Origin of the sequence: Arthrobacter sp. StoSoilB13, assembly GCF_019977255.1 — a bacterium.
GTDB lineage: Bacteria > Actinomycetota > Actinomycetes > Actinomycetales > Micrococcaceae > Arthrobacter.
The window spans coordinates 587,681-613,840 of record NZ_AP024649.1; the positions used below are offsets into that span (position 1 = coordinate 587,681).

General features: G+C 62.7%; 25 protein-coding genes and 1 pseudogene. 18 read left to right on the plus strand and 8 right to left on the minus strand.

Translation table 11 applies throughout. The features are described from left to right. Positions 1-26 precede the first annotated feature (26 nt). The 7 genes from LDP01_RS21335 to LDP01_RS21365 all read left to right on the plus strand — a co-directional run bounded on the left by LDP01_RS21335 (position 27) and on the right by LDP01_RS21365 (position 8,238). Positions 27-1,163, plus strand: a complete 1,137-nt coding sequence (locus LDP01_RS21335) for an FAD-dependent monooxygenase (protein WP_224094077.1) — start codon at positions 27-29, stop codon at positions 1,161-1,163. Then, the gene (locus tag LDP01_RS21340) at positions 1,160-2,164 is read left to right on the plus strand and encodes an amidohydrolase family protein (protein ID WP_224094078.1); all 1,005 of its coding nucleotides are present in this window, start codon (positions 1,160-1,162) and stop codon (positions 2,162-2,164) included. Before LDP01_RS21335 ends, LDP01_RS21340 begins: the two co-directional genes overlap by 4 nt. Beyond that, positions 2,161-3,126 (plus strand): fumarylacetoacetate hydrolase family protein, encoded by a 966-nt coding sequence (locus LDP01_RS21345; RefSeq protein WP_224094080.1) that lies wholly within the window; start codon positions 2,161-2,163, stop codon positions 3,124-3,126. Before LDP01_RS21340 ends, LDP01_RS21345 begins: the two co-directional genes overlap by 4 nt. Before the next feature lie 150 nt (positions 3,127-3,276). After that, positions 3,277-4,773, plus strand: coding sequence for an MDR family MFS transporter (locus LDP01_RS21350; protein ID WP_396133553.1), 1,497 nt, complete (start codon positions 3,277-3,279; stop codon positions 4,771-4,773). A 20-nt stretch (positions 4,774-4,793) separates the two neighbouring features. Then, on the plus strand, positions 4,794-6,407 hold the full coding sequence (locus LDP01_RS21355) for a GMC oxidoreductase (protein ID WP_224094082.1): 1,614 nt from the start codon (positions 4,794-4,796) through the stop codon (positions 6,405-6,407). A 191-nt stretch (positions 6,408-6,598) separates the two neighbouring features. Continuing rightward, a complete protein-coding gene (locus LDP01_RS21360) occupies positions 6,599-6,973 on the plus strand; it encodes a MarR family transcriptional regulator (RefSeq protein WP_224095110.1) in 375 nt (124 codons plus the stop codon). Next, positions 6,970-8,238 carry an MFS transporter gene (locus LDP01_RS21365; protein ID WP_224094083.1) on the plus strand — a complete coding sequence of 423 codons (1,269 nt, stop codon included), beginning with the start codon at positions 6,970-6,972 and terminating at the stop codon, positions 8,236-8,238. Before LDP01_RS21360 ends, LDP01_RS21365 begins: the two co-directional genes overlap by 4 nt. Here the strand turns inward: LDP01_RS21365 and LDP01_RS21370 are convergent. From LDP01_RS21370 to LDP01_RS21390, 5 genes are all read right to left on the minus strand, one after another. Then, a complete protein-coding gene (locus tag LDP01_RS21370) occupies positions 8,235-9,584 on the minus strand; it encodes an MFS transporter (RefSeq protein WP_224094084.1) in 1,350 nt (449 codons plus the stop codon). The two genes, LDP01_RS21365 and LDP01_RS21370, sit on opposite strands and share 4 nt — an antisense overlap. 306 nt (positions 9,585-9,890) lie before the next feature. Continuing rightward, a complete protein-coding gene (locus LDP01_RS21375) occupies positions 9,891-10,850 on the minus strand; it encodes a carbohydrate kinase family protein (protein ID WP_224094085.1) in 960 nt (319 codons plus the stop codon). Positions 10,851-10,987: 137 nt separating this feature from the next. Continuing rightward, positions 10,988-11,782 (minus strand): ATP-binding cassette domain-containing protein, encoded by a 795-nt coding sequence (locus LDP01_RS21380; protein WP_224094086.1) that lies wholly within the window; start codon positions 11,780-11,782, stop codon positions 10,988-10,990. After that, positions 11,779-12,777 carry an ABC transporter permease gene (locus tag LDP01_RS21385; protein WP_224095113.1) on the minus strand — a complete coding sequence of 333 codons (999 nt, stop codon included), beginning with the start codon at positions 12,775-12,777 and terminating at the stop codon, positions 11,779-11,781. The genes LDP01_RS21380 and LDP01_RS21385 overlap by 4 nt, the downstream gene beginning before the upstream one ends. A gap of 67 nt (positions 12,778-12,844) precedes the next feature. After that, positions 12,845-13,957, minus strand: coding sequence for a substrate-binding domain-containing protein (locus tag LDP01_RS21390; RefSeq protein ID WP_224094087.1), 1,113 nt, complete (start codon positions 13,955-13,957; stop codon positions 12,845-12,847). A gap of 177 nt (positions 13,958-14,134) precedes the next feature. On the opposite strand from LDP01_RS21390, the gene LDP01_RS21395 reads away from it, so the two are divergent. The 6 genes from LDP01_RS21395 (at position 14,135) to LDP01_RS21420 (ending at position 19,378) form a co-directional block, all read left to right on the plus strand. Further along, positions 14,135-15,133: a LacI family DNA-binding transcriptional regulator gene (locus LDP01_RS21395; RefSeq protein ID WP_224094089.1), complete on the plus strand. Its 999-nt coding sequence runs from the start codon at positions 14,135-14,137 to the stop codon at positions 15,131-15,133. Between the two features lie 33 nt (positions 15,134-15,166). Further along, the gene (locus LDP01_RS21400; protein ID WP_224094090.1) at positions 15,167-15,460 is read left to right on the plus strand and encodes a putative quinol monooxygenase; all 294 of its coding nucleotides are present in this window, start codon (positions 15,167-15,169) and stop codon (positions 15,458-15,460) included. 30 nt (positions 15,461-15,490) lie between these two features. Continuing rightward, a complete protein-coding gene (locus LDP01_RS21405; RefSeq protein ID WP_224094091.1) occupies positions 15,491-16,615 on the plus strand; it encodes an App1 family protein phosphatidate phosphatase in 1,125 nt (374 codons plus the stop codon). A gap of 67 nt (positions 16,616-16,682) precedes the next feature. Then, a complete protein-coding gene (locus tag LDP01_RS21410; protein ID WP_224094092.1) occupies positions 16,683-18,344 on the plus strand; it encodes a helix-turn-helix transcriptional regulator in 1,662 nt (553 codons plus the stop codon). 76 nt (positions 18,345-18,420) lie between these two features. Next, positions 18,421-18,969: an SRPBCC family protein gene (locus LDP01_RS21415; RefSeq protein ID WP_224094093.1), complete on the plus strand. Its 549-nt coding sequence runs from the start codon at positions 18,421-18,423 to the stop codon at positions 18,967-18,969. Positions 18,970-19,000: 31 nt separating this feature from the next. After that, positions 19,001-19,378: a cupin domain-containing protein gene (locus LDP01_RS21420; RefSeq protein WP_216922055.1), complete on the plus strand. Its 378-nt coding sequence runs from the start codon at positions 19,001-19,003 to the stop codon at positions 19,376-19,378. Here LDP01_RS21420 and LDP01_RS24040 read toward each other — a convergent pair. The 3 genes from LDP01_RS24040 to LDP01_RS21430 all read right to left on the minus strand — a co-directional run bounded on the left by LDP01_RS24040 (position 19,314) and on the right by LDP01_RS21430 (position 21,123). Beyond that, positions 19,314-19,496: an SRPBCC family protein gene (locus tag LDP01_RS24040; RefSeq protein ID WP_527249095.1), complete on the minus strand. Its 183-nt coding sequence runs from the start codon at positions 19,494-19,496 to the stop codon at positions 19,314-19,316. The two genes, LDP01_RS21420 and LDP01_RS24040, sit on opposite strands and share 65 nt — an antisense overlap. Before the next feature lie 2 nt (positions 19,497-19,498). Continuing rightward, positions 19,499-19,957 carry a hypothetical protein gene (locus tag LDP01_RS21425; RefSeq protein ID WP_224094094.1) on the minus strand — a complete coding sequence of 153 codons (459 nt, stop codon included), beginning with the start codon at positions 19,955-19,957 and terminating at the stop codon, positions 19,499-19,501. Between the two features lie 68 nt (positions 19,958-20,025). Beyond that, positions 20,026-21,123: a LacI family DNA-binding transcriptional regulator gene (locus LDP01_RS21430; RefSeq protein WP_224094095.1), complete on the minus strand. Its 1,098-nt coding sequence runs from the start codon at positions 21,121-21,123 to the stop codon at positions 20,026-20,028. A gap of 181 nt (positions 21,124-21,304) precedes the next feature. Between LDP01_RS21430 and LDP01_RS21435 the strand changes: the two genes are divergently transcribed. The 5 genes and pseudogenes from LDP01_RS21435 (at position 21,305) to LDP01_RS21455 (ending at position 26,068) form a co-directional block, all read left to right on the plus strand. Continuing rightward, positions 21,305-22,171 carry an ABC transporter substrate-binding protein gene (locus LDP01_RS21435; RefSeq protein ID WP_224094096.1) on the plus strand — a complete coding sequence of 289 codons (867 nt, stop codon included), beginning with the start codon at positions 21,305-21,307 and terminating at the stop codon, positions 22,169-22,171. Positions 22,172-22,262: 91 nt separating this feature from the next. Continuing rightward, positions 22,263-23,052 (plus strand): annotated as a pseudogene (locus tag LDP01_RS21440) (amino acid ABC transporter permease). Next, positions 23,049-23,846 (plus strand): amino acid ABC transporter ATP-binding protein, encoded by a 798-nt coding sequence (locus tag LDP01_RS21445; RefSeq protein ID WP_275965067.1) that lies wholly within the window; start codon positions 23,049-23,051, stop codon positions 23,844-23,846. Before LDP01_RS21440 ends, LDP01_RS21445 begins: the two are co-directional and overlap by 4 nt. Before the next feature lie 17 nt (positions 23,847-23,863). Beyond that, positions 23,864-24,907, plus strand: coding sequence for a Gfo/Idh/MocA family protein (locus LDP01_RS21450; protein WP_527249096.1), 1,044 nt, complete (start codon positions 23,864-23,866; stop codon positions 24,905-24,907). A 48-nt stretch (positions 24,908-24,955) separates the two neighbouring features. Next, entirely contained in the window at positions 24,956-26,068 is a 1,113-nt protein-coding gene (locus tag LDP01_RS21455; protein ID WP_224094099.1) for an NAD(P)/FAD-dependent oxidoreductase, read from the plus strand. The last annotated feature ends 92 nt before the right edge of the window (positions 26,069-26,160 follow it).

The window sequence follows — 26,160 nt, forward strand, 5'->3', positions numbered from 1 at the left end:
ACCCGATAACAACCCAAGGGGTAATCATGACAGCAGTCCAGAAGGTAGCGATCGCCGGCAGCGGTGTTGCTGCCATGGCGGCCGCCATCCAGCTCGCAAAGGCGGGGGTCGCCGTCGACGTTTTTGAAGTAAAGCCGGAACTGAGCGCCCTGGGCTCGGGCATCACGCTGCAGGGCAATGCACTGCGCGTCTTCGACTCCCTGGGTGTCTGGGAAGACGTGCGTAAGAAGGGTATGGCTTTCGAAGGGCTGACCTTGCGGGCTCCCGGACCCGATGCGCCCGTCATCGCCCAACTCCCCGAGGTGAAGACCGGGGGACCGGACTACCCCGCCTGCATGGGAATGTACCGTCCCGACCTCGCCGGCATCCTGCTGAAGCACGCCGAAAAAGCCGGAGCGAAGGTCACCTTCGGAGCCAAGGTCACCGGATTTGACGTCCGTGATGACCAGAAGGTGGAGGTCTTCGTCAACGAGGCCCCTGCGGGAAGCTACGACCTCCTGATTGGTGCGGACGGAGTTAATTCCTCTGTTCGGGGACTCATGGGCATCGACACCGCCCCCGAAACCACTGGTATGGGCATCTGGCGTGCCTTCGTCTCCCGCCCCAAGGAAGTGGAACACAGTGAGCTCTACTACGGCGGACCGGTATACATTGCCGGATACACGCCCACGGGCGAGGACACGATGTACGCATTCCTGGTCGAGAAGGCGCAAGACCGTTTCGGGGTTTCGGATGAGGAAGCCGTAAACATCATGCGCGGGGAGTCCATGGCCTACGGCGGCCCGTGGGCTTCCATCCGCGAAGATCTGGGTTCGGCTGCGAAAGTCAACTACACGTGGTTCACCAAGCACCTGGTGCCCGGCCGCTGGAACCGGGGCCCGGTGGTGATCATCGGCGATGCCGCCCACAGTTGCCCGCCCACCATCGCGCAGGGTGCAGCACAGGCGCTCGAAGACGCTGTGGTTTTGGCTGAATTGCTGATTGGCTCGGATGCCCTCGATGACAAGCTCTGGGACAGCTTCCACGAGCGTCGGGTTCCGCGCGTCCAAGCTGTGGTGGATGCATCCGTTCAGCTGGGCCAGTGGCAGATCGAGGGTAAGAAGGACGCAGACGCCCCGGGCTTGCTCTTCGGCATTGCGGAGAAAATGGCGGTGCCGGCATGACGACCGATGTTCACGCCCATGTGCTCCTGCCCTCTCTTCAGGCTGAGGTTGAACGGCGTGCCCCTGAGGCTTTCAAAGCGGCGGCGGACCTGGAGGCGCGACGGAACGGACCCGAAAGTCTCGCTGCTTCCGGACGCATGATCGGCGAACGGTTCCCTCGGCTGACAGATGTGAAGGCCCGCCTGGGTGCCATGGATGCGCAAGGGGTGGACCATCAGTGGGTCAGTGCGTCCCCGAACCATTTCTATCCCTGGGCCGAAGAAGGTCTCGCCGTGTGGACCGCCACAGAGGCCAACCGCCTGGTTGCGGAGCACGTCGCCCAGGCACCGGAGCGGCTGACCGGCCTGGGTTTGGTGCCGCTGCAGCACCCGGAACGCATTGTGGAATGCGTGGATGACGCCATCCTCGGCAGGGGTCTTGCCGGCATCGAAGTTTCCTCGTTTGCCGGCGACGTCGAGTTGTCCGATGAACGGCTGGAACCCCTCTGGTCGCGGGTGGAGGAGTTGGGTGTCGTGGTCTTCCTGCACCCTTTCGGCTGCAGCCTGGATGAGCGCCTGGATAAGTTCTATCTGTCCAACACCGTGGGCCAGCCAGCCGAAAACGCCGTAGGACTTTCGCACCTGATCTTCTCGGGAGTGCTGGACCGTCACCCCGGTCTGAAAATCCTCGCCGCCCACGGCGGTGGATATCTGCCAACGGCCATCGGCCGTTCCGACCACGCCTGGCGGGTACGTCCGGAAGCCCACGGTTGCAGTAATGAGCCATCGAGCTATTTGCGACGGATCTGGTTCGATACGGTGGTCCACGATCCATCGGCATTGCGCCACCTCGTGGAAGTCGCGGGGCCCTCCCAGGTCCTCATGGGTAGCGATTTCCCGTTCGATATGGGGTCCGATGATCCTGTTGCCGAGGTCCGCGCCGCCGGGCTGCCGGATGATGTGATTGACAGGATCCTTTCCGGCAATGCCGAGGCATTGTTGGCGCAGCGGGTGCGGGCATGAAGATTGCGCGCTGGCAGGACGGCGCCGAAACTGGCGAGGGCTTCATCATTGGGGACAAGGCAGTACCGTTTCCCAATGGCCTGCGGGTTGCAGAGGTCCTGGCCCGCGGTCTGGCAGGCGCCCGTGAACTGTTCGGTCGGGTGAACCACGACGGCGGACGGCCGCTGGGCGCTGTCCAGCTCCTTGCGCCGTTGGTTCCGGCGGCGATCAGGGATTTCGTTGCCTTCGAGGAACATGTTGAAGGCGTCAGTGCTTCCGTTGACGGCAAGAGCGAAGTGGTGCCTGAGTGGTACGAGGCGCCAACGTTCTATTTCACGAATCCCCATACGGTGTTGGGGCCTGGTGAGCCTGTCATTCCGCCGGTGACGCAGCGACTCGACTTCGAGCTGGAGATCGCTGCCGTGCTGGGTGGTCCCGGAGGCGCCAACCTTTCCGGCCATGGGGCTGCCGAAGCTATTTTCGGCTACACAATCATGAACGACTGGTCCGCGAGGGATATCCAGTCGAGGGAAATGAAGGTCCGCCTTGGCCCTGCCAAGGGAAAGGACTTTGGCACCAGCCTTGGGCCGTGGATCGTCACGGCGGATGAGTTGGAACCGTACGTGGACGCTGATGGATTCCTGGCACTGAGGGCAGAGGTCTTCGTCAATGGTGAACGGGTGGGGGAGGACCTGGTCTCCAATATGGGGTGGACCTTCCCCGAGCTCGTCTCCTACGCCTCGAGGAACTCGAGGGTGGTTTTTGGCGATGTCCTGGGCTCCGGCACCGTGGGCAATGGCGGATGCCTGGGTGAACTGTGGGGTCGCCGCGGCGAACTTAACCCTGCACCGCTCACTGCTGGCGACGAAGTGCGCATGGTGGTGGAAGGCATTGGTGAGTTGACAGGTACGGTGGGTGCCGCCGTCGAGGGCCCTCTTGTGCCTCGAGCGAGGAACCGAAACCGCGCCCGCTCCAGAGTCTAAGAAGAACAATCTTTTGTTGCTTTTAGACCAAAGTGTGATCTAAAATGAAAGTGGCGTCGGGATCCCCACCAGGATCCGTTCTCGGCAGTGAGGATGCTGCCGAGGCACAGACCGTCGCGTCGACAGCCCGATCGTTCGGGCAGAAACCCCATGCCACTTTCTACTTTGAGACTTCGGTTCCTCGTCGCCTCCCTCTTGAGCGTGTCCTTCCTGGGGGCACTGGACCACACGGTGGTCTCAACTTCACTTGCCACCATCGCCGGGGAACTCGGCGCCCTGGAGCTTATGAGCTGGGTTGTGGTGGGATACACCCTCGCCAGTACCGTCCTGTTGCCCGTGCTGGGAAAACTCGGGGACGTGCTGGGGCCGCGACGCGTCTTTCTCGCTTCCCTGGTGATCTTCCTGCTCGCATCCCTGGCCTGCGGATTCGCCGATGACATCACCTGGCTGGTTGCATCCCGGGTGATCCAGGGAATGAGTTCAGCCGGGCTGCAGCTCATGTCCCAGACCATTGTTGCCAACGTGACCACACCGCGTGAGCGTCCGCGATACCTGGCGGCCATCGGGGCGGCGTTTCCAATTGCGATCCTGGTAGGGCCCGTCCTCGGCGGAGCGATCACAGACTACTGGGGCTGGTCCTGGGTTTTCTGGATCAACATCCCCGTGGGCGTTGTTGCCTTGGTTTTGGCCTTTATTGCGGTTCCCCGACTTGAGCGGGGCCAGATTCCGAGGCACTACGATGTGGCCGGTGCATGCGCCTTCACGCTGGGCCTGGTCTTCCTGGTCCTCGGCGTCACATGGACCGCCGAACGAAGCCTTGGTGTACAGGCCATCAGCGCCCTGGCCGTCAGTGTTGTGGCTTTGATGGCCTTCTTCATCATCGAGCGCCGCGCCCCCGAGCCAATCGTCCCTTTGCGGTTCTTCGCCAACAGGACCATAGCCGCCGGCACCGCGCTCTCGGCGATTATCGGCGTCGGGCTTTTCTCCATCACCGCGTACCTGCCCACCTATTTCCAGATGGCCTACCGGATCAGCGTCACAGTATCCGGGCTGGTGCCCATAGCCACGGTCCTGGGCATGCTGGTCAGCAACCTCCTCACCGGATGGCTTGCCAGCCGCACCGGCCGCTATCGGATCTTTCCCATTATTGGGACGTGCATGGGGGCGGCAGGGCTGTTTGTCATGGCATGGCTGCCGATCGGACTTCCCCTGTGGGTGCCGATGATCGTCATGGGCTTCGTTGGAATGGGGACCGGATCGTTCATGAGCCTCATTGTTGCGGTAGTTCAAAGCGCCGCACCGGCCAACCAGACCGGAAGCATCACAGCAACGGTCAACCTCGTGCGGCAGGTTGGCTCCACCGTAGCCACCGCCATTATTGGCGGAACCATTGGTTCAGGCGTCGCAGCGCTGCTCCCCGCAGGAATGGACGCCGCGAACCTCACGCCCCACGCCGTTCACCAGGCTCCGCCTGAAACCCAGGACGTTGTTGCGGGAATCTATGGGGCTGTGTTCTCTCCGATCTTCATCGCGCTCGCCGTTACCTATGCCATTGGCATCATCGCCGCCGTCCTGCTGCCGCAAGGACGGTTGGCGGACGAACCACAAAGCACCCGCCCAGAAGTCTCCGAAACCCTTTCGGCCTGACCTTGCACCAAGGAGAAACAATGTCCAAGAATCCGACCATTGCCATTGTTGGCAGCGGGCCGATCGGCTCAACGTACGCACGGTTGCTGGTTGAAGGCACCCCCGACGCCCACGTGATCATGTTTGAAGCCGGCCCGCAGTTGACCGGCCGGCCAGGCGAAAGCGTCCGCAACATTGCCGACCCCGATCAGAAGGCCAGGGCACGGGAGATGTCGCAGGGGCCGCAGTCCGGCGCGTTCCGGGAGTCGTTGGGTATTCCTGCCGGGACCGTGACTGAAGGCATGTTCACCGCCCGCCAAGGTACCCACCTCCTTGACTTCGGCGGACCGGGGTCGGCCCACGCCGAAACTTTCCCGGCCGCAGCGGCGGCGACCAACGTCGGTGGGCAGGGGGCGCACTGGACATGCGCAACGCCGTCGCCGGCTTTCAGCGAGAAGATCCCGTTCATCGCCGACGACGAGTGGGAGAACCTCATCACCTCGGCGAAGGGCCTCCTCCATGTGCAGAGCGCAGCGTTCGCTGATTCGGGAGTCGGGGCCGCCATTCGGTCGCTCCTGGAAGAAGAGTTCGCCGGCGAGCTGCCGGAGGGTTATGGGGTGGGTACCCTGCCCGTCGCGGGCGATCCCCAGCCTGACGGTTCCATGCGATGGGCAGGTGCCGATGTTGTCCTCGGTCCACTCATCGATCCCGGGTCTCCGTTGTCCGGGCGCTTCGAACTCCGTGATCTCACCCTGGTACGCCGGGTGGAAACGGAGGGAAAACGGGCCACCGGTGTCACTGTGGAAAACCTTCGCACGGGAGAAACCACTTTTGTCCCGGCAGACGTAGTCGTGGTGGCCGCGGATGCATTCCGGTCGCCGCAACTGCTGTGGGCTTCCGGCGTTCGGCCTGCCGCGCTGGGCCACTACCTCACGGAACATCCGGTGGTCATCTCCACAGTCGCCCTTGATCCGGAGAAGATGGAACGGTTTGCGAGCGAATCGGATCTGGAGGCCGAACTTGCACGGCGCGCCCAGAACCCAGCCGATCCCGTGGCTGCCGTCAACCGGATCCCCTTCTCCGAACCGGAGCATCCCTTCTCCGTCCAGGTCATGTATTCCGAAACGACACCGTTCCCCATGGACCCTGATGCTCCTTACGCACGGAACCGCTGGGGCTACGTAAATATGGGCTATGGCATGCGCAAGCACCCGCGTTTTGAGGACGGCGTGACTTTTGACGACAACGAGCTGGACTATCGCGGTTTCCCGAACATGACCATCAGCTACGCCCTCACCGAGAGGGAGCACGTTGAAATCGAAGATGCCACCGCACGGCTGCTCCGGGCGGGCAAGGCGCTGGGGGTCTTCGTAGCCGAACCGCGGCTCATGCCAAACGGCTCCAGCCTCCACTACCAGGGGACCATGCGTATGGGCGCATCCGACGACGGTACGTCCGTTGCGGACCCATGGTCACGTGTATGGGGCTACGGAAATCTGGTGGTCGGTGGGAACGCGCTGATTCCGACGGCTACTGCCATGAACCCGACGCTGATGAGCGTGGCCATCGCAGTGCGCGGCGCCCGGAAACTGGTGGAGGAGTTGGCCGCCCCAAGCTCGTCGGTCAACGAAGAGGTGGTCCATAGCAGGGCGTGACTGTGGCATTGGCCTGATCACATTCCGTGGACAGGCCGCCGGGGGAGGAGCATAATAGTTAGCGGAGCTAATTAGCACTGCTAACTATTATGCCAAACCTCAGGAGGCGTCTCCCTGTGAGCGCAGCTATCGACGACGGACCGGCGGAGATTCAAGCCGACGTCCTCGCCATTGATCTTCGAACCGCAGTGATGCGAACATCCCGCAGGCTGCGAATCGAAGCGACCGGCGAGGTGATTACCCCTGGGCAGTACACGGTGCTCGCCCACCTCAACTCCGGTTCGCAGACGTTACGGGAACTGGCCGAGCTGGAGCACGTCCAGGCGCCGTCGATGACCCGGATCGTGAACGCCCTGTCCGGGCAAGGCTTCGTGTCACGGCAGGCCAACCCCGAAGACGGCCGGCAGGTCCACATCAGCATTACTCCAGCGGGCCAGGAAGTCCTGGCCGAGGCCCGCAGCCAGCGGACTGCCTGGCTGGCGCAGCGCGTAGCAGGACTCAGTGCGGAGGATCGGCTGACGCTAAGCCGGGCCGCGCGCATCATGCAGGAGATGAGCGCCAAGTGAGTGCCATGTTCCGTGCCCTCGAGAGCCCCAATTACCGGCTTTGGGCTGGTGGTGCGCTGGTGTCCAACGTCGGCACCTGGATGCAGCGGGTGGCACAGGACTGGCTGGTCCTGACGGTCCTCACGAATCACTCCGGAACCGCAGTGGGCATCACCACGGCGCTGCAATTCCTGCCCATGCTCCTTCTTGGGCCGTATGCGGGCGTCCTGGCCGACCGCTACCGAAAGCGCGTGATCCTCCTGTGGACCCAAACGGCCATGGGAATCTGCGGGCTGATCGTTGGCCTTCTGGTGGTAACGGGCGTGGCCCAGTTGTGGCACGTCTACCTCGCCGCCCTTGCCTTGGGACTGGCTGCCGCAATCGATGGCCCGGCCCGTCAGGCGTTCGTGTCGGAACTTGTTGGCCCGGAGAAGCTCTCCAATGCCGTGGCGCTGAACTCTGCGTCCTTCAACAGCGCCAGGCTGACGGGGCCCGCCATCGCCGGCGTGCTCATTGCCTGGATCGGAACGGGGCCGGTGTTCCTTCTCAACGCAGCGAGCTTTGTGGCCGTCATCGTTTCCCTCTCCCGGGTTAAGGCCGCCGAGCTGGAGCCGGCAACGCCGGTGGCCCGCGGCAAGCACCAATTAACCGAAGGACTGCAGTACGTGCGCCAACGCCCTGACCTGGTCCTCATTTTGCTGATGGTGGGGCTGTTGGGTGCCTTTGGCATGAACTTCCAGGTGACGAACTCGTTGATGTCCACGGCGGAGTTTGGCATGGGGCCGGAGGAGTTTGGTCTCCTTGGCTCCATCATGGCCGTGGGAACACTCGGGGGTGCCTTGCTGGCGGCCCGCAGGTCCGGCCCGAGGCTCCGTTTCATGCTCGGCGGCGCAATGAGCCTTGGCGCGTTCACCATCCTGGCGAGCATCTCGCCGTCGTTCTGGATATATGCGGCAGTACTTGTTCCGGTAGGGCTGGCGTCCATCACGTTCCTGAACAGTTGCAACACCACTATCCAGTTGTCCGTCGAGCCGCAATTCCGTGGACGCGTCCTCGCCCTGTACTTGGCCATCCTGCAAGGCGGCACGGCAATCGGAGCACCCCTCATGGGCTGGATCGGCACGGAATTCGGAGCCCGCTGGGCTGTGGCATCCGGCGGGGTGGTAGTCCTTTTGACCGCCGTCGCTTGCGTGGTCCTGGTCAGCCGTCGCAGCCAAAAGACGCTCCGTGAACAGGTGCGCAGTGCATGGCTGCGGAGGCGGGCGACCCAAGCGTCGTCCAGCTAGCGGACCTCAAGGTCCTCGAGAGTCTTTCCCTTGGTGTCCGAAGACAACAGGGTGGCCAGCGCCGAGACGAGGCAGATGCCCAGAGTGGTCAGGCCGATGACCATGGGGATGTTCGCTGATCCGGGAGGAGCCATGGCCGTGAACAGGCTCGGGAAGAACGAGGCGATCATGAGGCCGATGTTTTGCGAGACTGCGAAACCTGTTACCCGCATCCGCATGGGGAACTGCTCCTGGAAGAACGTGGCGAAGGTGGCGTTCCACATCTGGAACAGGATGCCCTGGACGATGACAACGCAGACGAAGATCAGCGGCAGGCTACCCTGTTCGATCGCCCACAGGTACACCATGGTCAACAAGCCACCGGCTATGCTGCCTGCAACCATGAGTGTCCGCCGGCCAATCCGGTCTGACAGTGCTCCGAACAAAGGGATAGTCAGCACTGCGGCCACGTTTGCTGCCATGGTTACCCAGAGGAATTCGCTGCTTGAGAAGCCGTTGCCATAGCTCTTCTGGGTGGCGAACGATACGCCGAAGATCAGGGTGGCCATGCCGATGACGTTTGTGAACGTCATTGCAACGCAGCGGACCAGGACCCACGGGTGGGTGCGCAGGAGGTCTGCGAGGGGGAACCTGCGTTTGGTGCCGGGCTCTTCCGACTGCGCCAGATATGCGGGCGGCTCCTGCACGCGGCGGCGGATAATGTAGCCGGCCAAAATCACGACGGCGCTGAGGAGGAAAGGCAGCCGCCAGCCCCAGGAATGGAACTGGTCATCCGGCAACAGGGCGGCGAGCGGAATGAGGACAGCCGTGGCGAGGATGGATCCCACCTGCGTGCCCTGAAGGCTGAAGCTCGCGAAGAAGCCGCGCCTGGCATCGGGGGAGTGCTCTACGATCATCGCGCTGGCACCCCCGAGTTCGCCAGCAACGGCGAAGCCCTGGATCAAACGCAGGATTACCAGGAGGACGGGCGCCAGAAGCCCCACCTGGCCGTAGGTTGGCAGGAGTCCTACCGCGAAAGTAGCGAACCCCATGAGCAGCATTGCAAAGACCAGGACCTTCTTGCGCCCATGCCTGTCACCGTAAGCACCCAGGACCACTGCGCCAAGCGGGCGGGACACGTATCCCACGGCATAGGTGGCCAGGGAAGCGATGATGCCTACAGTGGGGTTCTCCGTGGGGAAAAAGATCGTTGGGAAAAGCAGCGTCGCGGCCAGGGAATAGAGCGCGAAGTCGTAGTACTCCAGCGCGCTTCCGATCCAGCCGCTCATTGCGGCTTTCTTCGGGTCCTTCCGGCCGATGGCCTCGTCCTGGGTGGAAGGGGTATCCCTCCGGTGCGTGACGGTCATTCGCTGAACTCCTTTGTCGTCGTTGGCAAGGAACAAAAACTCTTCCAATCCAGGACTGAACAATGCGGTGCTCATTCAGCATGGTGAAGGTTACATGTGGATCGACTTGAGTCTTGAATCGATTCATTAATCATACGATGTGACCTGCGATACGTCAAAGGTCGCTGTGAGGGGAAACGCACGACGGCGGCAGGTCGCCACGGTTCCCAGGGAACCGCTGGTTCCTCGGAACCGAAAGGGCGACCAGCCGCCGTCGTGATTCAGCCGTTTGATCGAAGAGTCAGGCCATCGGGAGAATGACCGTGGTTACCGCGAAACAGAAAGCCTTGCGCTGGATGACATGTCCAGCCGTGCCTGCAGTTCCGAAACGGTGGGTGGGTTGGCTCCGGAGCGGCTGACCGTGATTGCTGCGGCCATCGAGGCAGTTCTTCCGATGGTTTCCAGTGCTCCCGGCGCAAATCCCTCTTCGCCCTCTGCCAAAAGGCCGAAGATGAGTGCGGACATATAGGAGTCGCCGGCGCCGATGGTGTCGGCAACCTCGGTTTTCACGGAAGGGATGCTGAACTTCGCACTCTCCGTGGCGAGGAGGGCGCCGTCAGCGCCGAGGGTGATGACGGCAACGCGTGCACCGTGGGCGAGCAGGCGGGACGTGACCTCGTCCGGAGACGACGTCGGGTAGAGCCAGTGGGCATCTTCGTCGCTGAGCTTTACGACGTCCGTGAGCGGGAGCAGGTCCTCGAAGACTCTCTTCGCTTCAGCATGGCTGCCAAGCAGGGCAGGGCGGATATTGGGGTCATACGTGACAAGGCACGACTTGTGTCCTTGCTCAAGAAGGGAGCGGACGGCGGAGGCTCCCGGGGCCAGGAATGTGGCGATGGATCCGGTGTGAAGGACTTTCGGGACCATGGCGGGAGCCACTGGTGCAAGTTCCCAGGCGATGTCGAACTCGTAGCTGGCCGAGCCGTCCGCCGCCAACGTGGCAGTCGCCGTGGCCGTGCGTGCCAGGGACGTTGAACCCGGAAGAAGCCGAACGCCTGCGCTCTGGAGGTGGTTGCTGATGGCGTTCCCGTGGTCGTCCTCGCCGATTGCTGTGAGCAACCCCGTGGATACGCCGAGCCGGCCAAGGCCATAGGCGACATTCGCCGGGGATCCTCCTGGATAGCTGATGGTTCCTTCCGGGGTATTTACGATGTCGATCAGGGCTTCGCCGATGACAACAACATCCAGCTGGTCTTGGGCGGAGGGGCCGGGGGGAGGCTTGTGCATCTCGGGTTCTTTCGTCGGTACCGGCTGGTCGGCCGGGTGTGGATCCGTCCGCGGACCTGTGGGCAGGTCCGCGGACGGAGGAGGGGTTCCGCTGGAGCGGATTTTGCGGTGCTGGAACGGAAGGTGGGCGGTGCCCGTCAGGCTTTGGCTGCACCTGTCATGATGGCGACGGCGTCGGTCATGGTGTGGGATTGCGGGGTGATGGTGGCCGCGCATTTGCCCAGGCGCTGGATGTGGATGCGGTCGGCGACATCAAACACGTGGGGCATGTTGTGGCTGATCAGGATGACAGGCAGGCCACGGTCACGGAGGTCGCGGACCAACTGCAGTACCTGGTTGGATTCACGAACGCCCAGTGCCGCCGTCGGTTCGTCAAGGACGACCACCTTGGATCCGAAGGCCGCGGCGCGGGCCACGGCGACTGCCTGGCGCTGGCCGCCGGAAAGGTTCTCCACCGGTACAGTGACGTCCTGCAGGGTGGAAATGCCCAGCCGGGTCAGCTCTTCCTTGGCCTTCCTGCGCATGCCCTTGGTGTCGAGGATCCGGAACAGGCTCCCCAGGGGCCCGGGAAGGCGCTCTTCACGGCCGAGGAACAGGTTGGACGCGACATCAAGTGCCGGTGAGACGGCCAGGTTTTGGTAGACGGTTTCGATGCCGTGGATCCGGGCGTCCTGTGGCCGTTTGAAGTGCACCTGCTGACCGGATACGAAGATTTCTCCTGTGTCCGGAACCTCGGCGCCGGTGAGGCATTTGATGAGCGTGGACTTGCCGGCACCGTTGTCGCCGATGATGGCCAGGACTTCGCCGGGGTAGAGGTCAAGGTTGACGCCGTCGAGGCCAACCACCCGGCCGAAGGTCTTCACGAGGTTCCTGGCTTTGAGGATGGGCTCGCGGGTTTCGGTCTGTGAGGCTGCAAATTCAGTCATGGTCATGACTTGACCTTTCGGATCCACTGATCGACGGACACTGCAATGATGATCAGGATGCCCACCGCGAGGGTCTGGTAGAGGACATCCAGGCCGGCCAGGGAGAGTCCGTTGCGGAAGACGCCCACGATCAGCGCCCCGAGCAGCGAACCCCAGATGGAGCCGCGGCCACCGAAGAGGCTGGTTCCGCCAATTACGACGGCGGTGATGGAGTCAAGGTTCAGATCGACGCCGGCGTTGGGGCTTGCGGCGTTGGTACGGCCGATCTGGATCCAGGCGCCGACGGCAAGGACTGCGCCTGCGGCAAGGTAGACGCTCATGAGGACGCGGTTGACGGGAATACCGGCCAGGCGGGCTGCTTCCTTGTCATCGCCCACTGCGTAGACGTGCCGTCCCCAGGCGGTTTTGCCCAGGATGAAGGCGACGGCGATGTAGAGCAGGAGCATCATGACGACGCCGGTGGAGATGCGGACTGGCCCGATCGGGAAGGTGCTTCCCAGCCAGGTGAGCACGCCGGGCATGGCGGATCCGCGGACGGTGCTGCCGCCGGAGTAGAGCAGGGTCAGGGCGATGAAGATGTTCAGGGTTCCCAGCGTGACGATGAACGGCGGGAGCCGGAATCGTGTCACGAGGAAACCGTTCAGGGCGCCTGCACCAAGTCCTACGATCAGCCCGGCGATGAGGGCCAGGGGACCCGGGACTCCGCTGCCGACGGCCATCTGCGCGATCACCATAGAGGACAGGATCATGACGGCGCCGACGGAAAGGTCGATTCCGGCGGTCAGGATGATGAGGGTTTGGGCGATGGCCAGGGTTCCGACGACGGCGACCTGCTGGGTGATCAGGGAAAGGTTTTCCACCCGCAGGAAGCGGTCGTTGAGGAGTCCGAAGACCACCACCGCGATCAGCAGGACAATGGCCGGGCTGAGGGCGGGGTAGCGGTGGAGGATGTTGCGGATTCTGCTGAGCGGCGTTTGGCGGTCAAGGAATTCCTCGGCCAGGTCAGCGTGCCCGGCGCTCGGGGGGGCCGGCGGTCTGTTGCTGGGTCACTTTAGCTTGCTCCTGAACTTACTTGCCCCAGCAGATCTGGGAAGCGTCGGTGGTGGTGATGCTCTTCACGCCGTCCACGGGCTTGTCCGTGACGAGCTCCACTCCGGTGTTGAAGAAGTCCAGGCCCTCGGAGTTGGCGGGCTTCTTGCCGGTCTTTGCGAGGTCGACAATGGCCTTGACGCCAAGCTCGGCCATCTTCACCGGGTACTGCTGTGCCGTGGCGCCGATGACGCCGGACTTGACGTTGTTCACGCCTGAGCAGCCGCCGTCAACGGAGACGATCAGGGCGTCTTTTTCCTTGCCCGCGGATTTCAGTGCTTCGAAGGCACCGGCAGCTGCAGGCTCGTTGATCGTGTAGACGACGTTGATGTTGGGGTTCTTGGCCAGCAGGGTTTCCATGGCAGTACGTCCGCCGTCTTCGGCGCCCTGGGAAGCCTGGCTGCCGACGATTTCGTACTCGCCGCCCTTGCCGCCGGTGTACTTGCCCGTTTTGGCTTCGTCGCCGTTCTTCTTCTTGTCGGCGGTGTCGATGCCCATGCCGGTCAGGAAGCCCTGGTCACGGTTATAGTCAACGGACACAACCTTGTCATCGAAGAGGTCCACAAGTGCGATCACAGCTTTCTTGCCCGCCAGCTGCTGGGCCGTCCACTTGCCGATCAGCTCACCGGCGGCGAAGTTGTCCGTGGCAAACGTGATGTCAGCGGCGTCGGCAGGGTCCGGCGGGGTATCCAGGGCAATAACGAACAAGCCGGCGTCCTTGGCCTTCTTCAGGGCATCCACCACGGACGGGCCGTTGGGGGTGATGAGAATTCCCTTATCGCCCTTGGAGATCGCGTTTTCGATGGCCTGGATCTGGGTGTCTTCGTCACCATCGGCCTTGCCTGCAGCAAGCTTCAGATCAACGCCGTCAGCTTCGGCAGCCTTCTTGGCGCCATCCTGCATCGACACAAAGAACGGATTGGACGTGGTCTTCACGATCAGCGAAACGCCGATCTTTTCATTGCTGCCCGCGCTGGACGAAGGCGAGGAGCCGCCGCCGCAGGCAGTCAGGCTTAGCGCGCCCAGCGTCAGTACTGCACCAGCGGCAAGAAGGCGGGTCTTTGCCGACCTCGAAGCTTTGGAACTCAACATTGAAACTCCTGTTTTTTGTGGCTGCTCATGGCGAGTGATTCCCCCATGACAACGTTGTCAGCTAACATGTAACCAAGCTCACACAATGCAGTCAAGTGTTAATTGAAGTTGAGGAGTGTTTCTTTGACAACGGTGTCTAATCGTTACCAACCCGATCCTGCGCGCAGGCCGCCCACGATGAAAAACGTTGCTGACCTTGCCGGGGTAGGCATCAAGACGGTCTCAAGGGTGGTCAACGACGAACCAGGCGTTTCGGAGGAAACCCGTCAGCGGGTCCTGCGGGCAACGGAGCAACTTCAATACCACCTGGACATCACCGCCGGCAGCCTGAAGCGATCCGGCCGCAAGACCCAATCCATCGGATTGTTGCTTCCGAGCGTGTCCAACCCGTTCAGCGGCGAGATCCACCGCGCCATGGAAGATGCCCTTGGCGAGCGGGGGATCGCAGTCTTCGCCTCAAGCCTGGATGACGATCCGGACCGCGAACGGAAGCTGATTTCGGCTTTCCTGGGGCGCCGGGTGGATGGACTTGTTCTCACCACCATCGCCAAGAGCCAGGCGTACATGATCCCCGAACACTCACGGGACCTGCCGTTGGTGTTCATCGACCGCGAGCCCGTGGGTATCGAGGCGGATGCAGTAGTCACGGATAACGAGGTGGGCGCGGCGACGGCTGCTGCACATCTCATCAAGCATGGCCACACCAAGTTGGCCTATCTTGGGGACCGCACCGATATCCAGACCGCCGTGAAACGGCGGACAGGGTTCCTGAACGAGATCGGCAGCTCCGGCATAGCGACCTCCACGGTTGCGGTCCGCGAGAATCTTCACGACGAGGAAACGGCCCTCCGGGCTGCACAGGAACTGCTCACCTCAGAGAACCCTCCCACGGCGATTTTCTCCAGTCAGAACCTTGTGACATTCGGTGCCATGCGGGCGCTGAAAACGCTTGGTATGCAGCATCAGGTCGCCTTGGTCGGATTTGACGACTTCACCCTGGCCGACATGATGGAGCCCGGAGTCACCGTCATTGCCCAGCACCCTGAACGCATCGGAAAGCTCGCTGCCGAGCGGATCCTTGCAAGGATCGACGGCGACAGCCGCCCGCCGCAGACGTATGTCGTCCCGACGGAACTCATTCCCAGGGGTTCGGGCGAAATATTGCCCCCGAACTAACCAACAACCATTCAATCGACCAAAGGACCGGACATGACGAAAACCTTGTACGCGGAATTCACCGTCAAGGAAGGCAGCGAAAACAGGGTCGCTGAAATGATGACAGAACTCGCAGGGCACGTCCGGCAAGAACCGGGCAACGTCACGTTCCTGCCCTACACGCGCGAAACCAATCCGCGGGAATATTTCGTGTTCGAGGTCTACCGCGACGAGGAAGCCTTCCAGGAGCACATCACCGCAGAATACGGCCGAAAATTCAACGCCGAACTGGCCGAACACATTGAAGGCGACGGCTCCGTCCTTACTTGGCTCAACGCCGTATCGTAGCCTTCCGCCCGGGCATGCCAGACTGGACGCATGTTTCGCCGTCCTGAGAAACCGCGCATTTTGTCCACGAGCGACGCCGCCCAGCCCCTTTCGCCCGGAATCGACAAGGGCCGTCATCTCGCTGTCAGGCTCGACGACGCGTGGCTGAGGTTCCAGACGCGCCTCGCCATCCGGCGGGGTCGGGTGGAAACGGTCATCCCGTACACCGGATACGGCACAACTTCCTGGGTCCGGGTGCTGGCACGGGTTGTCCGTAGTGACCCCCGGGACGCCGCCGGCCATGCCAACCCCTTGCAGGAGAGCATGCGCGGCTGGCGGAACTTCGTCAGTGCACCCGTTGCACACGCCTCCGTACAGGTAACGATTGCCGGCACCGTCCACGACGTCGAAGCCGATCGTGGAGGCGTCGTCGATGTCCGCATTGAGGCAGCACTGGATCCTGGCTGGCACACGATCACCCTGCAATCGGGGAGTTCCGGAATTGTTGAGGCTCCGGTGGAAATCGTGGCGGATGACGCAGACTTCGGTGTGGTCTCCGATATTGACGACACCGTGATGGTGACAGCCCTTCCCCGGCCCTTCCTGGCAGCCTGGAATACTTTCGTGCTCAATGAGCATGCGAGGACACCAACGCCGGGAATGGCCGTCCTCTACGAGAGGATCGCCAGGACGGCGCCGACGGCCCCCGTGCTGTACCTGTCCACCGGGGCCTGGAATGTGGCGCCCACGTTGTCACGGTTCCTGTCCCGCAATCTCTACCCTGCAGGGCCGAAGCTCTTGACTGACTGGGGCCCCACCCCGGACCGCTGGTTCCGCAGCGGCAGGGAGCACAAACGCACGTCCCTGGAACGCCTCGCAGCGGAGTTCCCCCACATCAAGTGGCTGCTTGTAGGCGACGACGGACAGCACGACGAAGCCATCTATTCCGAGTTTGCACATCACCACCCGCAGAACGTCAGGGCGATCGCCATCCGGCAGCTCTCAGTAGGTGAGGCGGTGCTCGCCGGCGGCAGGTCGAAGTCCGGGGGACAACCTACGCCGGGAATCCCTTGGATCTATGCTCCGGACGGTGCCGGGATGTCCGCGCAGCTGGAGGAACTTGGCATCATCCATAGCAGCGTGCGCTCAGCGGACGAGCCGGAGCAGGGCGACTGAACGGCGGCTGCGGGCCGGGACCCCGCAGGGCTGTTGGTGCAGCCACCACCAAGAGCAGAATGAACACATGGTCAATGCCTCGGTGTCTGAAGGCCTGGCTGCGGGTGATCACTTCCTCGCTGCTTCCGACTGGAATGCAGCGGCAGAGGCTTTCGAGTCCGTGCTGGCGATCCAGGATGATCCTGCAGCGCACGATGGTTTGGGACGCGCGCTGTGGTGGCTTCGCGACGTTGATCGCTCCATTGCGGAGCGCACAGCTGCTTTCGCCGGTTTTCGTCGGCTGGGCCAGGACTCTCCGGCATTTCGTACGGCTTTGTGGTTGGCCCGCGAATACGCGGATGCCTTGGGTAGCGAGGCGGTCAGCCGCGGTTGGCTGGCACGGGCGGAGGGCCTTGCGTTCCGCTTGCCGGAAGGCGTCGAACGGGGCTGGATGGCGCTGACGCGCGGTTTGCTACGGGCCGACCCAGCCTCTGCGGGTGATGATGCCAGGACTGCGCTTGAGTTGGCGCGCAAGTGGAATGACCCGGACCTTGAGGCCGTGGCCCTCGCCCTCCAGGGCCTCGGGACGATAGCCTCCGGGAACGTGCTGGAAGGCATGACGCTGGTTGATGAGGCCATGGTCGTGGCAACCGCCGGGGAAGTTCACGATCAGATGATCTTCGGCGACGTGTGCTGCATTGTGACGCGCGCCAGCGAAGAAGCCTGCGATACATCTCGACTCAGCCAGTGGAATAAGACCGTCCTGCGCTTCATGCAAAGTACAGGCCATCCGGCCTTGCTGGAATTCTGCGGTACGTGTTGCGCGGAGATATTCCTTGCCGCCGGTGACATTGCGAGCGCCGAGGGCTGGCTCACCAGGACGCTGCATGAATTGGACCAAGGCGGTCATCGTGCACGTTGTGTGCACCCCGCTGCCAAGCTGGCGGAACTGCGACTCCTGCAGGGCCGGGTGGAGGAGGCAAGCCGATTGCTCGCTGGCTTCGAGGATCGGCCGGACGCCTTGCGCGCAACGGCGGCAGTCCGGCTTGCGGCGGGCGACACTGCAGTTGCCGCAGCGCTGCTGCATCGCCGGATCCACCACGTCGGAGGTGGGCTGCTCACGGTGCCGCTACTGGCGTTGCTGACCGAGGTCCAGCTGACACAAGGTGACGTCGGCCAAGCCCGAGCGACAGCCGAACGCCTTGATGAAGTCGCAGCCCGGACGCAATGGCCCCGGTCACTTGCGGCATCGCATCTCGCCGCTGGTCGCGTCGCAGCTGCCCTGGGGGACGTGGCCTCGGCACGTGAACGGCTGGACGCAGCAATTTCGATTTTTGCTGAGCTCAACATGCCCCTTGAGGCCGCGAGCGCCCATCTATCGCTGGCCGGAGCCCTGCGTGAGACGGACCCTGAAGTGGCTGTTCACGAGGCGGGAGCGGCACTCGCTGCGTTCGACGACGCGGGTGCCGGCGGCATGGCAGACAAGGCAGCAGCGCTTCTTCGCGCCCTTGGCGGTCCCGCCCGCACAGGGCCGAAGGCGCTGGGGCTGTTATCTCGGCGCGAACGCGAAGTGCTTAGCTTACTTGCCGAGGCCCTGACCAACAGCGAGATTGCTGATCGCCTGTTCATTAGCGCGAAGACCGCCGAGCACCACGTCAGCAGCATCCTCGCCAAGCTCCAATTGCGCAGCCGGGGCGAAGCGGCAGCATTCGTCCTGCGTCAATCCCCCAAAGAGCAGGGCCTTAAATAGGGGATGCTCCCCATCCTTTCCTGCCGCCGTCGCCGCATGCTTTGACTATCCGCAAAAAGCCAACGGGAGGTGCGGAATGAAGCAGCAACGAACAGCAGGCAACGTCCTCGATCGTGAAATCGCCGTGACAGTCCATCAACATGCCACTGTCCCGCCGGACATCGTTTTCGACGTCCTCGCTGATCTGCCCCATCACATGATGTGGGGAGGGGCCGAGGCATCCACGCTTCTGTCCATGCAGGCCCCTCCTGGGCAGGCAACCGCCGGAACGGAGTTTACTTCCACGGCTGAGGACCGAATCTGCCGGATGAGGGATTCGTCTGTAGTCACGGAAGCGCTTCGGCCCTGGATGTTTGAACGGGTCACTGAGTCCGCTCTGGAGTCAAAAAAGCATGGGACAAAGGCTGCTTGGCTCCTGGTCCACCGTTACGAAATTGAAGAGGCTGCGGAACAGAGCGACGTCACCTACACATGCCGGCTGGTGCGGGCCAGTGGGCTGCCGGGTCTGCTGGCCATGTTGGGTTTTCCTGTTCTCAGGTCACTCGCTGTGCGTGAGTGGGCGCGGGCAAGCAGGGAAGGATTGGGCCGGCTCATCGCTGCGGCAGAAACCACGGCGCGGGCCTGAACCCGCGCTATCACAAAGAAGGAGCAAGGAAATGGCAAAGCTATCGATTGATGACGAGAGCGCCCGCGTTGAGCGCATGACCGGCTACGAGGGTCGATACCGGGAGGCCGACGGATACACCATCGCCTTTGAAAGGTTCGAAGAGGGAGGCGACTTCACGCCGTTCTACAAGGGTCTGCCGGATGACCGGTGCCAAAGCCACCACTGGGGTTACGTCGTGAAGGGCCGACTCACCATGCACTTGCCTGATGGCGACGAGATCGTCGAAGCCGGCGAAGCGTACTACACGCCGCCCGGGCACACTGATGAGCTCGATCCAGGGACCATTCTGGTGGAGTTCAGTCCTACTGAGGAACTCGCCCGCACCTTGGCTGTCGTCGAGCAGAACCTGCAATCGGAAGTTGGCTAGGCCCGGGCACGCTGGCAATGTCAACGTGCCAGCTCGGTTCGTTGCGAAGGTCCGCCACATATTGGAAGACCTCCTCCGGTGTCCGGGCTATGACAACGCTCTCTGCGGATTTGATCATGACTAGGTTGCGCCTTTCGCTTCCAACTTCTTCAGGCCCATTCGCAGGGAGCTTGCCACTGGCGCACCCCGGGTCACGACGATCATGAAGGTGGCCACTCGCCCCATCAAACTGGTGGGCCTGCGGTTCCACGTGATGTGAATGCGTGAACCGCCAGACTCATTGGGTGTGATTCGCGCGCTCACGTAGCTTCCCGGCGCGCAGAAATTACTCTCCTGGACCGTCCACTTCACTTCGTCGGGGTTTGCCCAGTCGTAGTGTTCCTTGGCCCAGATCACGCCACCGGGAGCTTTGCTTCCTTCTCTGATGTCCGCGAAGGTCTCACCCACCTGGTAAACCTCGTACATGGGAGGGTAAATACCTGGCCAGATCTCCGGCCGACGCGGGCTAAAGTCCAGCAATGCCTCCCGTACCTTCCCCGGCGGGACGACGGTATCCAGATCCACTTCCACTTTTGGCATGTCAGCTTCCTCACCTGATGCTTCCAGTGTGGTCGTTTCTCTTGGGCGTGCAAGAGGTTTGGCAGGGGCTAGCCGCCCGTCTGGCTGAGCACCCCGACGTCCTTCGGGGAACCGACTGAGCCGCGGCGCACGAGTCGCGCCTCCAATGGCGGTCCAGCGGGCGAGGAAGATTTTCTGCCCTCAATCTGCCGGATCAACGCGGTGGCGGCAGCCATTCCCATGTCGTAGACGGGCTGCGCAATGACTGTGAGCGGGGGAGTAGTGAGACGGGTCCAGGCAAAATCGTCGTACATGATGAGGGACACATCCGAGGGGATGGAGAGGCCCGATTCCTGGATGGCCTCCACAACGCTCAAGGCGATGAGGCCGTCGGAGGCAATGATGGCAGTGGCAGCATCCGGCCCCTGGAGCAGGTCACGGGTGATTCGCATGATGGACTCCGCATCGCCGGCATTGAGCCGGACCAGGTCTACCGGCTGGCCGAGGCCTTCCTCCTCGAAGGCGCGGCGGATTCCCTCAAGGCGGTCCGAGATCTGCGAGGAATCCAGCGGCATCCCCGCCACGTAGGGCCCGTCTGTCCGAACGGTTGAGACGAACGCGATGCGTCGGTGGCCTGCTTCGATGAGGTACTTGGTGGACTCGTAGGAGATGGCGCCCATGTCCACGGCGAAGGTCTCGACGTCGAGTCCTTCGGCTGCGCGGTCCAGCAGGACCAAGGGCCGGCCAGAGTCGCGGACTTCCTTCAAATGTGAGGTTTCCACTGATGAAGCGGGAGCAACGATGAGCCCATCAACCCGCTTGTCCAGAAGCACTTGGACGGCGTCCACCTCGGCGGCCCGTTCTTCGTCGGTGTTGATGAGGATGACGTTGTAACCGCTCTTCTTCGCCGTGTCGGTGATGCCTCTGGTGGCCAGGCCGAAGTGCGGGTTTTCGATATCGCCCACCACTACGCCAATGGTGTTGGATTTGCCCGTGTTCATGCTGCGCGCAAGCTCATTTGGGCGATAGCCAAGCCCCTCGGCTGCGGCGAGGACCCGTTCCCGAACGTCCTCGCTGACGGCGCCATAGTTGCCCAGTGCGCGCGCGGCTTGGGCCTTGGAGACTTGGGCGGCTTTGGCGACGTCGGCAACTGTCACGTCCCGCCGTCGGGATCCGTCAGTACTCATGTTCACCTTTCAGAAGTGGTGTTGACGCGGCTTGTGACTTCCGCTACATTTTCAATCAATCGATGTGAGTCCGGTCTCAATCCTAAGGGCTGAGACCGGACTCAACAAGACCTCACATCGAGTTAGACCCCAAAAGCGGCCCAGACAGCACCGCTGGCCCTCCCCACGATTGGACAACGCTGTGATCAAACTGAACTTCCGCCCGGCAGCGCTCGCAGCAGCAGCCTTGGCGGCCATCCTCGCCCTCTCCGGCTGTGGTGGATCCTCCGCCGGGACCTCAAGCTCGGCTGAGAACCCCTACGGCCTGATCGAACCCGGCACCATCCGTGTCGCCAGCCTGGGCGACTCGAAGCCCTACACGTTCACAGACGGCTCAGGCAACTTCACCGGCTTCGATGTGGAGCTCTTCAAGGACGTGGCCCACCGTGCCGGCGTGGACAAGGTTGTCTTCACCGGACAGGACTTCTCCGGCCTGCTCGCAGCAGTAGCCAATGGCCAGTTCGACGTCGGCGTCGCGGCCATTGGCATCACGGACAAGCGCAAGGAAACCGTTGACTTCTCCGACGGCTACCTGGCCGGCTACCTAACGGTCATCACCACCAAGACGTCCGGTATCAAGGACGTCAACGGCCTGTCCGGCAAGCGCCTGGGCGTCGTCCAGGGCACGCTCCAGGAAGCCTACGCGGTCAAGAACTTTACCTCCGCACAGCTGGTCCGCTTCCCCGACAACAACACCGCAATCTCCGCCGTCAACAGCGGCGCAGTGGACGCCCACTTCCTGGACTACGAGGCAGCCAAGGCGTACCAGGAGCAGTTCGGACTGGTCAGTGCAGCTGACATCCCGTCCTTCGACGCCCCGGCAGGCTTTGCCATTGCCAAGAACAAGCCCGCCTTCAAGGAAGCCCTGAACAAGGGTCTTGCCGCGGCCATGGAAGACGGCACCTGGAAGAAGCTCTACCAGAAGTGGTTCCCGGGCTCGCCGATGCCCGAGCAGTACCTGCCCAAGGCCGAGCAGACCTCCAGCCCGTCACCAACGGCTGCAAAGTAACGCAACCGGAATCCCACCAACATTGCCGGGCGGGCCAAACCGCATAGCCCGCCCGGCAATCCGAAAACCAACAAACGTCTGAGAGCACTCAATGGATTGGCTCAATACCATCAGCCGCACGTTCTTCGATGTCGATTCAATGATCGAAGTACTGCCCCAACTCCTGGGAGTTGGACTCCTCAACACCCTGATCATCTCCATCGCAGCAACCATCCTCGGCGTAGTGATGGGCATGGTGGTGGCGGTCATGGGGATCTCGCGGTCAAAGTGGCTGCGTATCCCGGCGCGGGTCTACACAGACCTGTTCCGTGGACTGCCCGCGATCCTCACTATCCTCCTGATCGGGCAGGGCTTTGCCCGCTTCAGCCAGTCGGTGTTTGGACCCTCACCATATCCCTTGGGAATCATCGCGTTGAGTCTGATCGCCAGCGCCTACATCGGAGAAATCTTCCGTGCAGGCATCCAGAGCGTGGACAAAGGCCAAGGCGAGGCATGCCGGGGCCCTGGGCATGAGCTACTCCAAGTCCATGGCACTGGTAGTGGTGCCACAGGGCGTCCGCCGGGTGCTGCCTGCACTGGTAAACCAGTTCATTGCGATCGTCAAAGACTCCTCATTGGTTTACTTCCTGGGCCTGCTGGTCAGCGAACGTGAACTGTTCCGCGTGGGCCAGGATGCCGCAGTACTCTCAGGCAATCTCTCGCCGCTGGTCATGGCAGGCATCTTCTACTTGGTGATCACCGTGCCACTGACCCACCTGGTCAACTACTTCGATAACAAGTTCCGCACCGGTCGCCGCCGTCCCACAGCCCCAACCAGCGGGCTGAAGGAAGTCAAGGAACTCGATGCGGCATCGCCGCTCATCACCGGGAGCAACACGTGAACCTCACAAGCAGCAGCAACACAGCCAGTGCCAGCACAAACAAAACCACCCCGGACATCGAAAAGTTCCACGGCTCCAGCCTGGAACTGCGGAACCTGACCATGGCCTATGGCGACGTCGAAGTACTCCGCAACGTCAGCCTGAATGTGGCTCCAGGCACCACCACGTGCATCATCGGTCCGTCCGGTTCCGGCAAGTCCACCCTCCTGCGGGGCGTCAACCGCCTGCACGAACCCAAGAGCGGGGACGTGCTTCTCGCAGGCGAAAGCGCCCTCAAGGTCAAGCCGGACATCCTCCGCGCCCGCATCGGCATGGTGTTCCAGCACTTCAACCTCTTCCCTGACCACACAGCCCTGGAAAATGTGGCGTTGGCTCTATGGAGCGTCAAGGGAATGTCCAAGAAGGAGGCACGGGAACGCGCCCGGCGCCGGCTCGCCGAAGTGGGCCTCGCCGAACGCGCCGACCACCGGCCCCGCGACCTCTCCGGCGGTCAGCAGCAGCGCGTCGCCATCGCCCGCGCGCTTGCCATGGAACCCGAAGTCATGCTCTTCGACGAAGCCACCAGCGCGCTGGACCCGGAACTCGTCAAGGGTGTCCTGAACCTCATGGCAGGCCTCGGCCGCCGCGGCATGACCATGCTGGTGGTGACTCACGAGATGGGCTTTGCCCGCAAGGTTGCTGATCAAGTGGTCTTCATGGATGAGGGCGAAGTGGTGGAAGTGGGCACGCCCGCCGAGCTCTTCGACAACCCGCGCAGCGAACGCCTGCAGCGCTTCCTTTCGGAAGTCCTGTGATGGGCGGGAATCCTGTGATGGCCCAAGGAACAGCGGCACCGATCCGGACCGCCGTCGTCGGGTTTGGCGTCTCAGGCAAGGTCTTCCATGCCCCGCTGATTGCAGCGGATCCGAACTATTCACTGGACGTCATCGTGACGGCGGACCCGGAGCGCGCCCGCGAGGCCGCCCGCCTCTACCCACAAGCGAGGATACTGCCCACTCCGGAACACATGTTCGCGCTTGCCAGCGAGCTCGATCTTGTGGTGCTGGGAACGCCGCCGCTCACCCACCTCCAGCTTGGTGCCACGGCGATCGCCTGCGGCCTGAACGTTGTGGTGGACAAACCTTTCGTCACCAGCGTCGCCCACGGTGAGGAACTGGCCACACGCGCGTCCGACGCCGGTGTGCAGCTCACTGTCTTCCAGAACCGCCGGTGGGACGCCGACTTCCTGACGTTGCGCAAACTGCTGCAGGAAGGGGCGCTGGGTGAAGTACGGACTTTTGAGTCACGTTTTGAATGGTGGCGGCCTGAAGGCTTCGGAAACTGGCGCGATACGTCAACCCTGGCCGAGGGCGGTGGCATCCTCCATGACCTCGGCGCCCACTTGATCGACCAGGCCATCCAGCTGTTTGGACCAGTGGAGGAGAGCTACGGCGAGACCGCAAACCATGGCCCCCACCCCGGCGCGGCAGACACGGAAGCCTTCGTCACCCTGCTCCACGAGTCAGGCGTTCGATCCCGGCTGTGGATGAACGGCATGGCGGCCCAGGTTGGCCCGCGGTTCCACGTCCTCGGATCAAAAGCCGGGTACACCAAGTGGGGTCTCGACAGCCAGGAACCCGCGCTCGCAGCCGGTGTTACGCCGTCGGAGGCTTCCTATGGCGTTGAACCCCAGGAGTCTTGGGGGCTTCTGGGAGTTGACGGTTCAGCCACACCCGTACCTGCAGAAAAGGGCGCCTACCCGCAGTTCTACGCGGAACTGGCAGCTTGCCTCCGTGGCCAAGGGCGGCTTCCCGTAGCTCCGGCCGAGGCGCTGGAAACCCTCAAAATCATCGAAAGCATCCACGCCTTCGCCTAAGTGCAAGAGCGTCCCAAGCATCCACAAGCACGAAAGAAAGGGAGAACTATGTCCTCCACCAAGCACGTCGCCGTCATCGGGGGCGGCATCCTGGGCGTTTCCACCGCCGTTCACCTGCTCCGCGGGGGAGCTTCCGTGACGCTCCTGACCGAGCAGGGCCTGGCCAGCGAGGCCACGGGCCGTTCACTGTCCTGGCTTAATTCAGCCGGCGAAAGGTCCACCCCTTACCACCAGCTGCGGCTGGCCGGCGTAGACCGGTACCGGACACTGTTCGCGGCCGACCCCACCCGCGAGTGGCTGCAGTTCGGCGGAGGCCTCATGTGGAACGCTGCCGGCCAGCGCGAGGTGACCGAAGCCCGCCATGCGTACGAACAGTCGATTGGCTACGACTCCAAACTCCTCACCCCTGAAGAGATTGCATCGGTGACGCCCGGCATCGACGCCAGCGCTGTTCCCGAGAATGCCATTTTCAACCCGGGAGAGGGCTGGGTCAGCCTGCCGGACCTGGTCAACTTCCTGATGGAGGAGTTCCACAGCCTAGGCGGCAAGCTCATCCTCAACGCGGGCAAAGTCCAGGTGACGCTCGACGGCGGCCGGGCCAACGGCGTCGAGACTGCTTCCGGCGAGACCTATCCAGCCGATGCCGTCCTCGTGGCATGCGGCGCAGCAACACCCGCCGTCGTGAAGCCGCTCGGTGTGGAAATCCCCAATGGTTCCCCGGTGTCCATGCTGGTGGTCACCAAGCCCGTGGAGCACCAAGTGAAGGCAGTGATGAATACGCCACGTGCCGCCGTCCGTCCCAACCCGGGCAACACTTTCGCCCTGGACCACGACTGGTACGAAGACCGGATCACCGAACACGCCGACGGCTCCTTCAGCATCCCTGACGAGGTTGTCCAGGAACTGGCCGACGAAGCCTCCAAGCTGATTGCAGGCAACCCGGAGCTTAAGCCAGCGTCCTGGAAGATCGGCTACAAGCCCATCCCCGGCGACGGTGAGCCCGTCTTCGGTGAACTGGGCCAAGTGCCCGGCTGCTTTGTAGCGTTCACGCACTCGGGTGCCACATTGGGACTCATTGCAGGTGAACTGCTGTCAGGAGAGATCCTGACAGGCAGGAAGCACCCCATGCTGGCAACATTCCGGCCGGGCCGTTTCTCCTAGCGGTTACCCCTTCAATAGGCCGCATTAACAAGGGCCAACGGCCCCGATACGCCATCTGCATAAGCGTGTCGGGGCCGTTGGAGTTTTTGGGG

What these genes read in the sequence shown, in the direction of transcription:
- LDP01_RS21335 (WP_224094077.1), top strand. Translation starts at nt 27, where the DNA reads ATGACAGCAGTCCAGAAGGTAGCGATCGCCGGCAGCGGTGTTGCTGCC.
- LDP01_RS21340 (WP_224094078.1), top strand. Translation starts at nt 1,160, where the DNA reads ATGACGACCGATGTTCACGCCCATGTGCTCCTGCCCTCTCTTCAGGCT.
- LDP01_RS21345 (WP_224094080.1), top strand. Translation starts at nt 2,161, where the DNA reads ATGAAGATTGCGCGCTGGCAGGACGGCGCCGAAACTGGCGAGGGCTTC.
- LDP01_RS21350 (WP_396133553.1), top strand. Translation starts at nt 3,277, where the DNA reads ATGCCACTTTCTACTTTGAGACTTCGGTTCCTCGTCGCCTCCCTCTTG.
- LDP01_RS21355 (WP_224094082.1), top strand. Translation starts at nt 4,794, where the DNA reads ATGTCCAAGAATCCGACCATTGCCATTGTTGGCAGCGGGCCGATCGGC.
- LDP01_RS21360 (WP_224095110.1), top strand. Translation starts at nt 6,599, where the DNA reads ATGCGAACATCCCGCAGGCTGCGAATCGAAGCGACCGGCGAGGTGATT.
- LDP01_RS21370 (WP_224094084.1), bottom strand. Translation starts at nt 9,584, where the DNA reads ATGACCGTCACGCACCGGAGGGATACCCCTTCCACCCAGGACGAGGCC.
- LDP01_RS21375 (WP_224094085.1), bottom strand. Translation starts at nt 10,850, where the DNA reads ATGCACAAGCCTCCCCCCGGCCCCTCCGCCCAAGACCAGCTGGATGTT.
- LDP01_RS21380 (WP_224094086.1), bottom strand. Translation starts at nt 11,782, where the DNA reads ATGACCATGACTGAATTTGCAGCCTCACAGACCGAAACCCGCGAGCCC.
- LDP01_RS21390 (WP_224094087.1), bottom strand. Translation starts at nt 13,957, where the DNA reads ATGTTGAGTTCCAAAGCTTCGAGGTCGGCAAAGACCCGCCTTCTTGCC.
- LDP01_RS21395 (WP_224094089.1), top strand. Translation starts at nt 14,135, where the DNA reads ATGAAAAACGTTGCTGACCTTGCCGGGGTAGGCATCAAGACGGTCTCA.
- LDP01_RS21400 (WP_224094090.1), top strand. Translation starts at nt 15,167, where the DNA reads ATGACGAAAACCTTGTACGCGGAATTCACCGTCAAGGAAGGCAGCGAA.
- LDP01_RS21405 (WP_224094091.1), top strand. Translation starts at nt 15,491, where the DNA reads ATGTTTCGCCGTCCTGAGAAACCGCGCATTTTGTCCACGAGCGACGCC.
- LDP01_RS21410 (WP_224094092.1), top strand. Translation starts at nt 16,683, where the DNA reads ATGGTCAATGCCTCGGTGTCTGAAGGCCTGGCTGCGGGTGATCACTTC.
- LDP01_RS21415 (WP_224094093.1), top strand. Translation starts at nt 18,421, where the DNA reads ATGAAGCAGCAACGAACAGCAGGCAACGTCCTCGATCGTGAAATCGCC.
- LDP01_RS21420 (WP_216922055.1), top strand. Translation starts at nt 19,001, where the DNA reads ATGGCAAAGCTATCGATTGATGACGAGAGCGCCCGCGTTGAGCGCATG.
- LDP01_RS24040 (WP_527249095.1), bottom strand. Translation starts at nt 19,496, where the DNA reads ATGATCAAATCCGCAGAGAGCGTTGTCATAGCCCGGACACCGGAGGAG.
- LDP01_RS21425 (WP_224094094.1), bottom strand. Translation starts at nt 19,957, where the DNA reads ATGCCAAAAGTGGAAGTGGATCTGGATACCGTCGTCCCGCCGGGGAAG.
- LDP01_RS21430 (WP_224094095.1), bottom strand. Translation starts at nt 21,123, where the DNA reads ATGAGTACTGACGGATCCCGACGGCGGGACGTGACAGTTGCCGACGTC.
- LDP01_RS21450 (WP_527249096.1), top strand. Translation starts at nt 23,864, where the DNA reads ATGGCCCAAGGAACAGCGGCACCGATCCGGACCGCCGTCGTCGGGTTT.
- LDP01_RS21455 (WP_224094099.1), top strand. Translation starts at nt 24,956, where the DNA reads ATGTCCTCCACCAAGCACGTCGCCGTCATCGGGGGCGGCATCCTGGGC.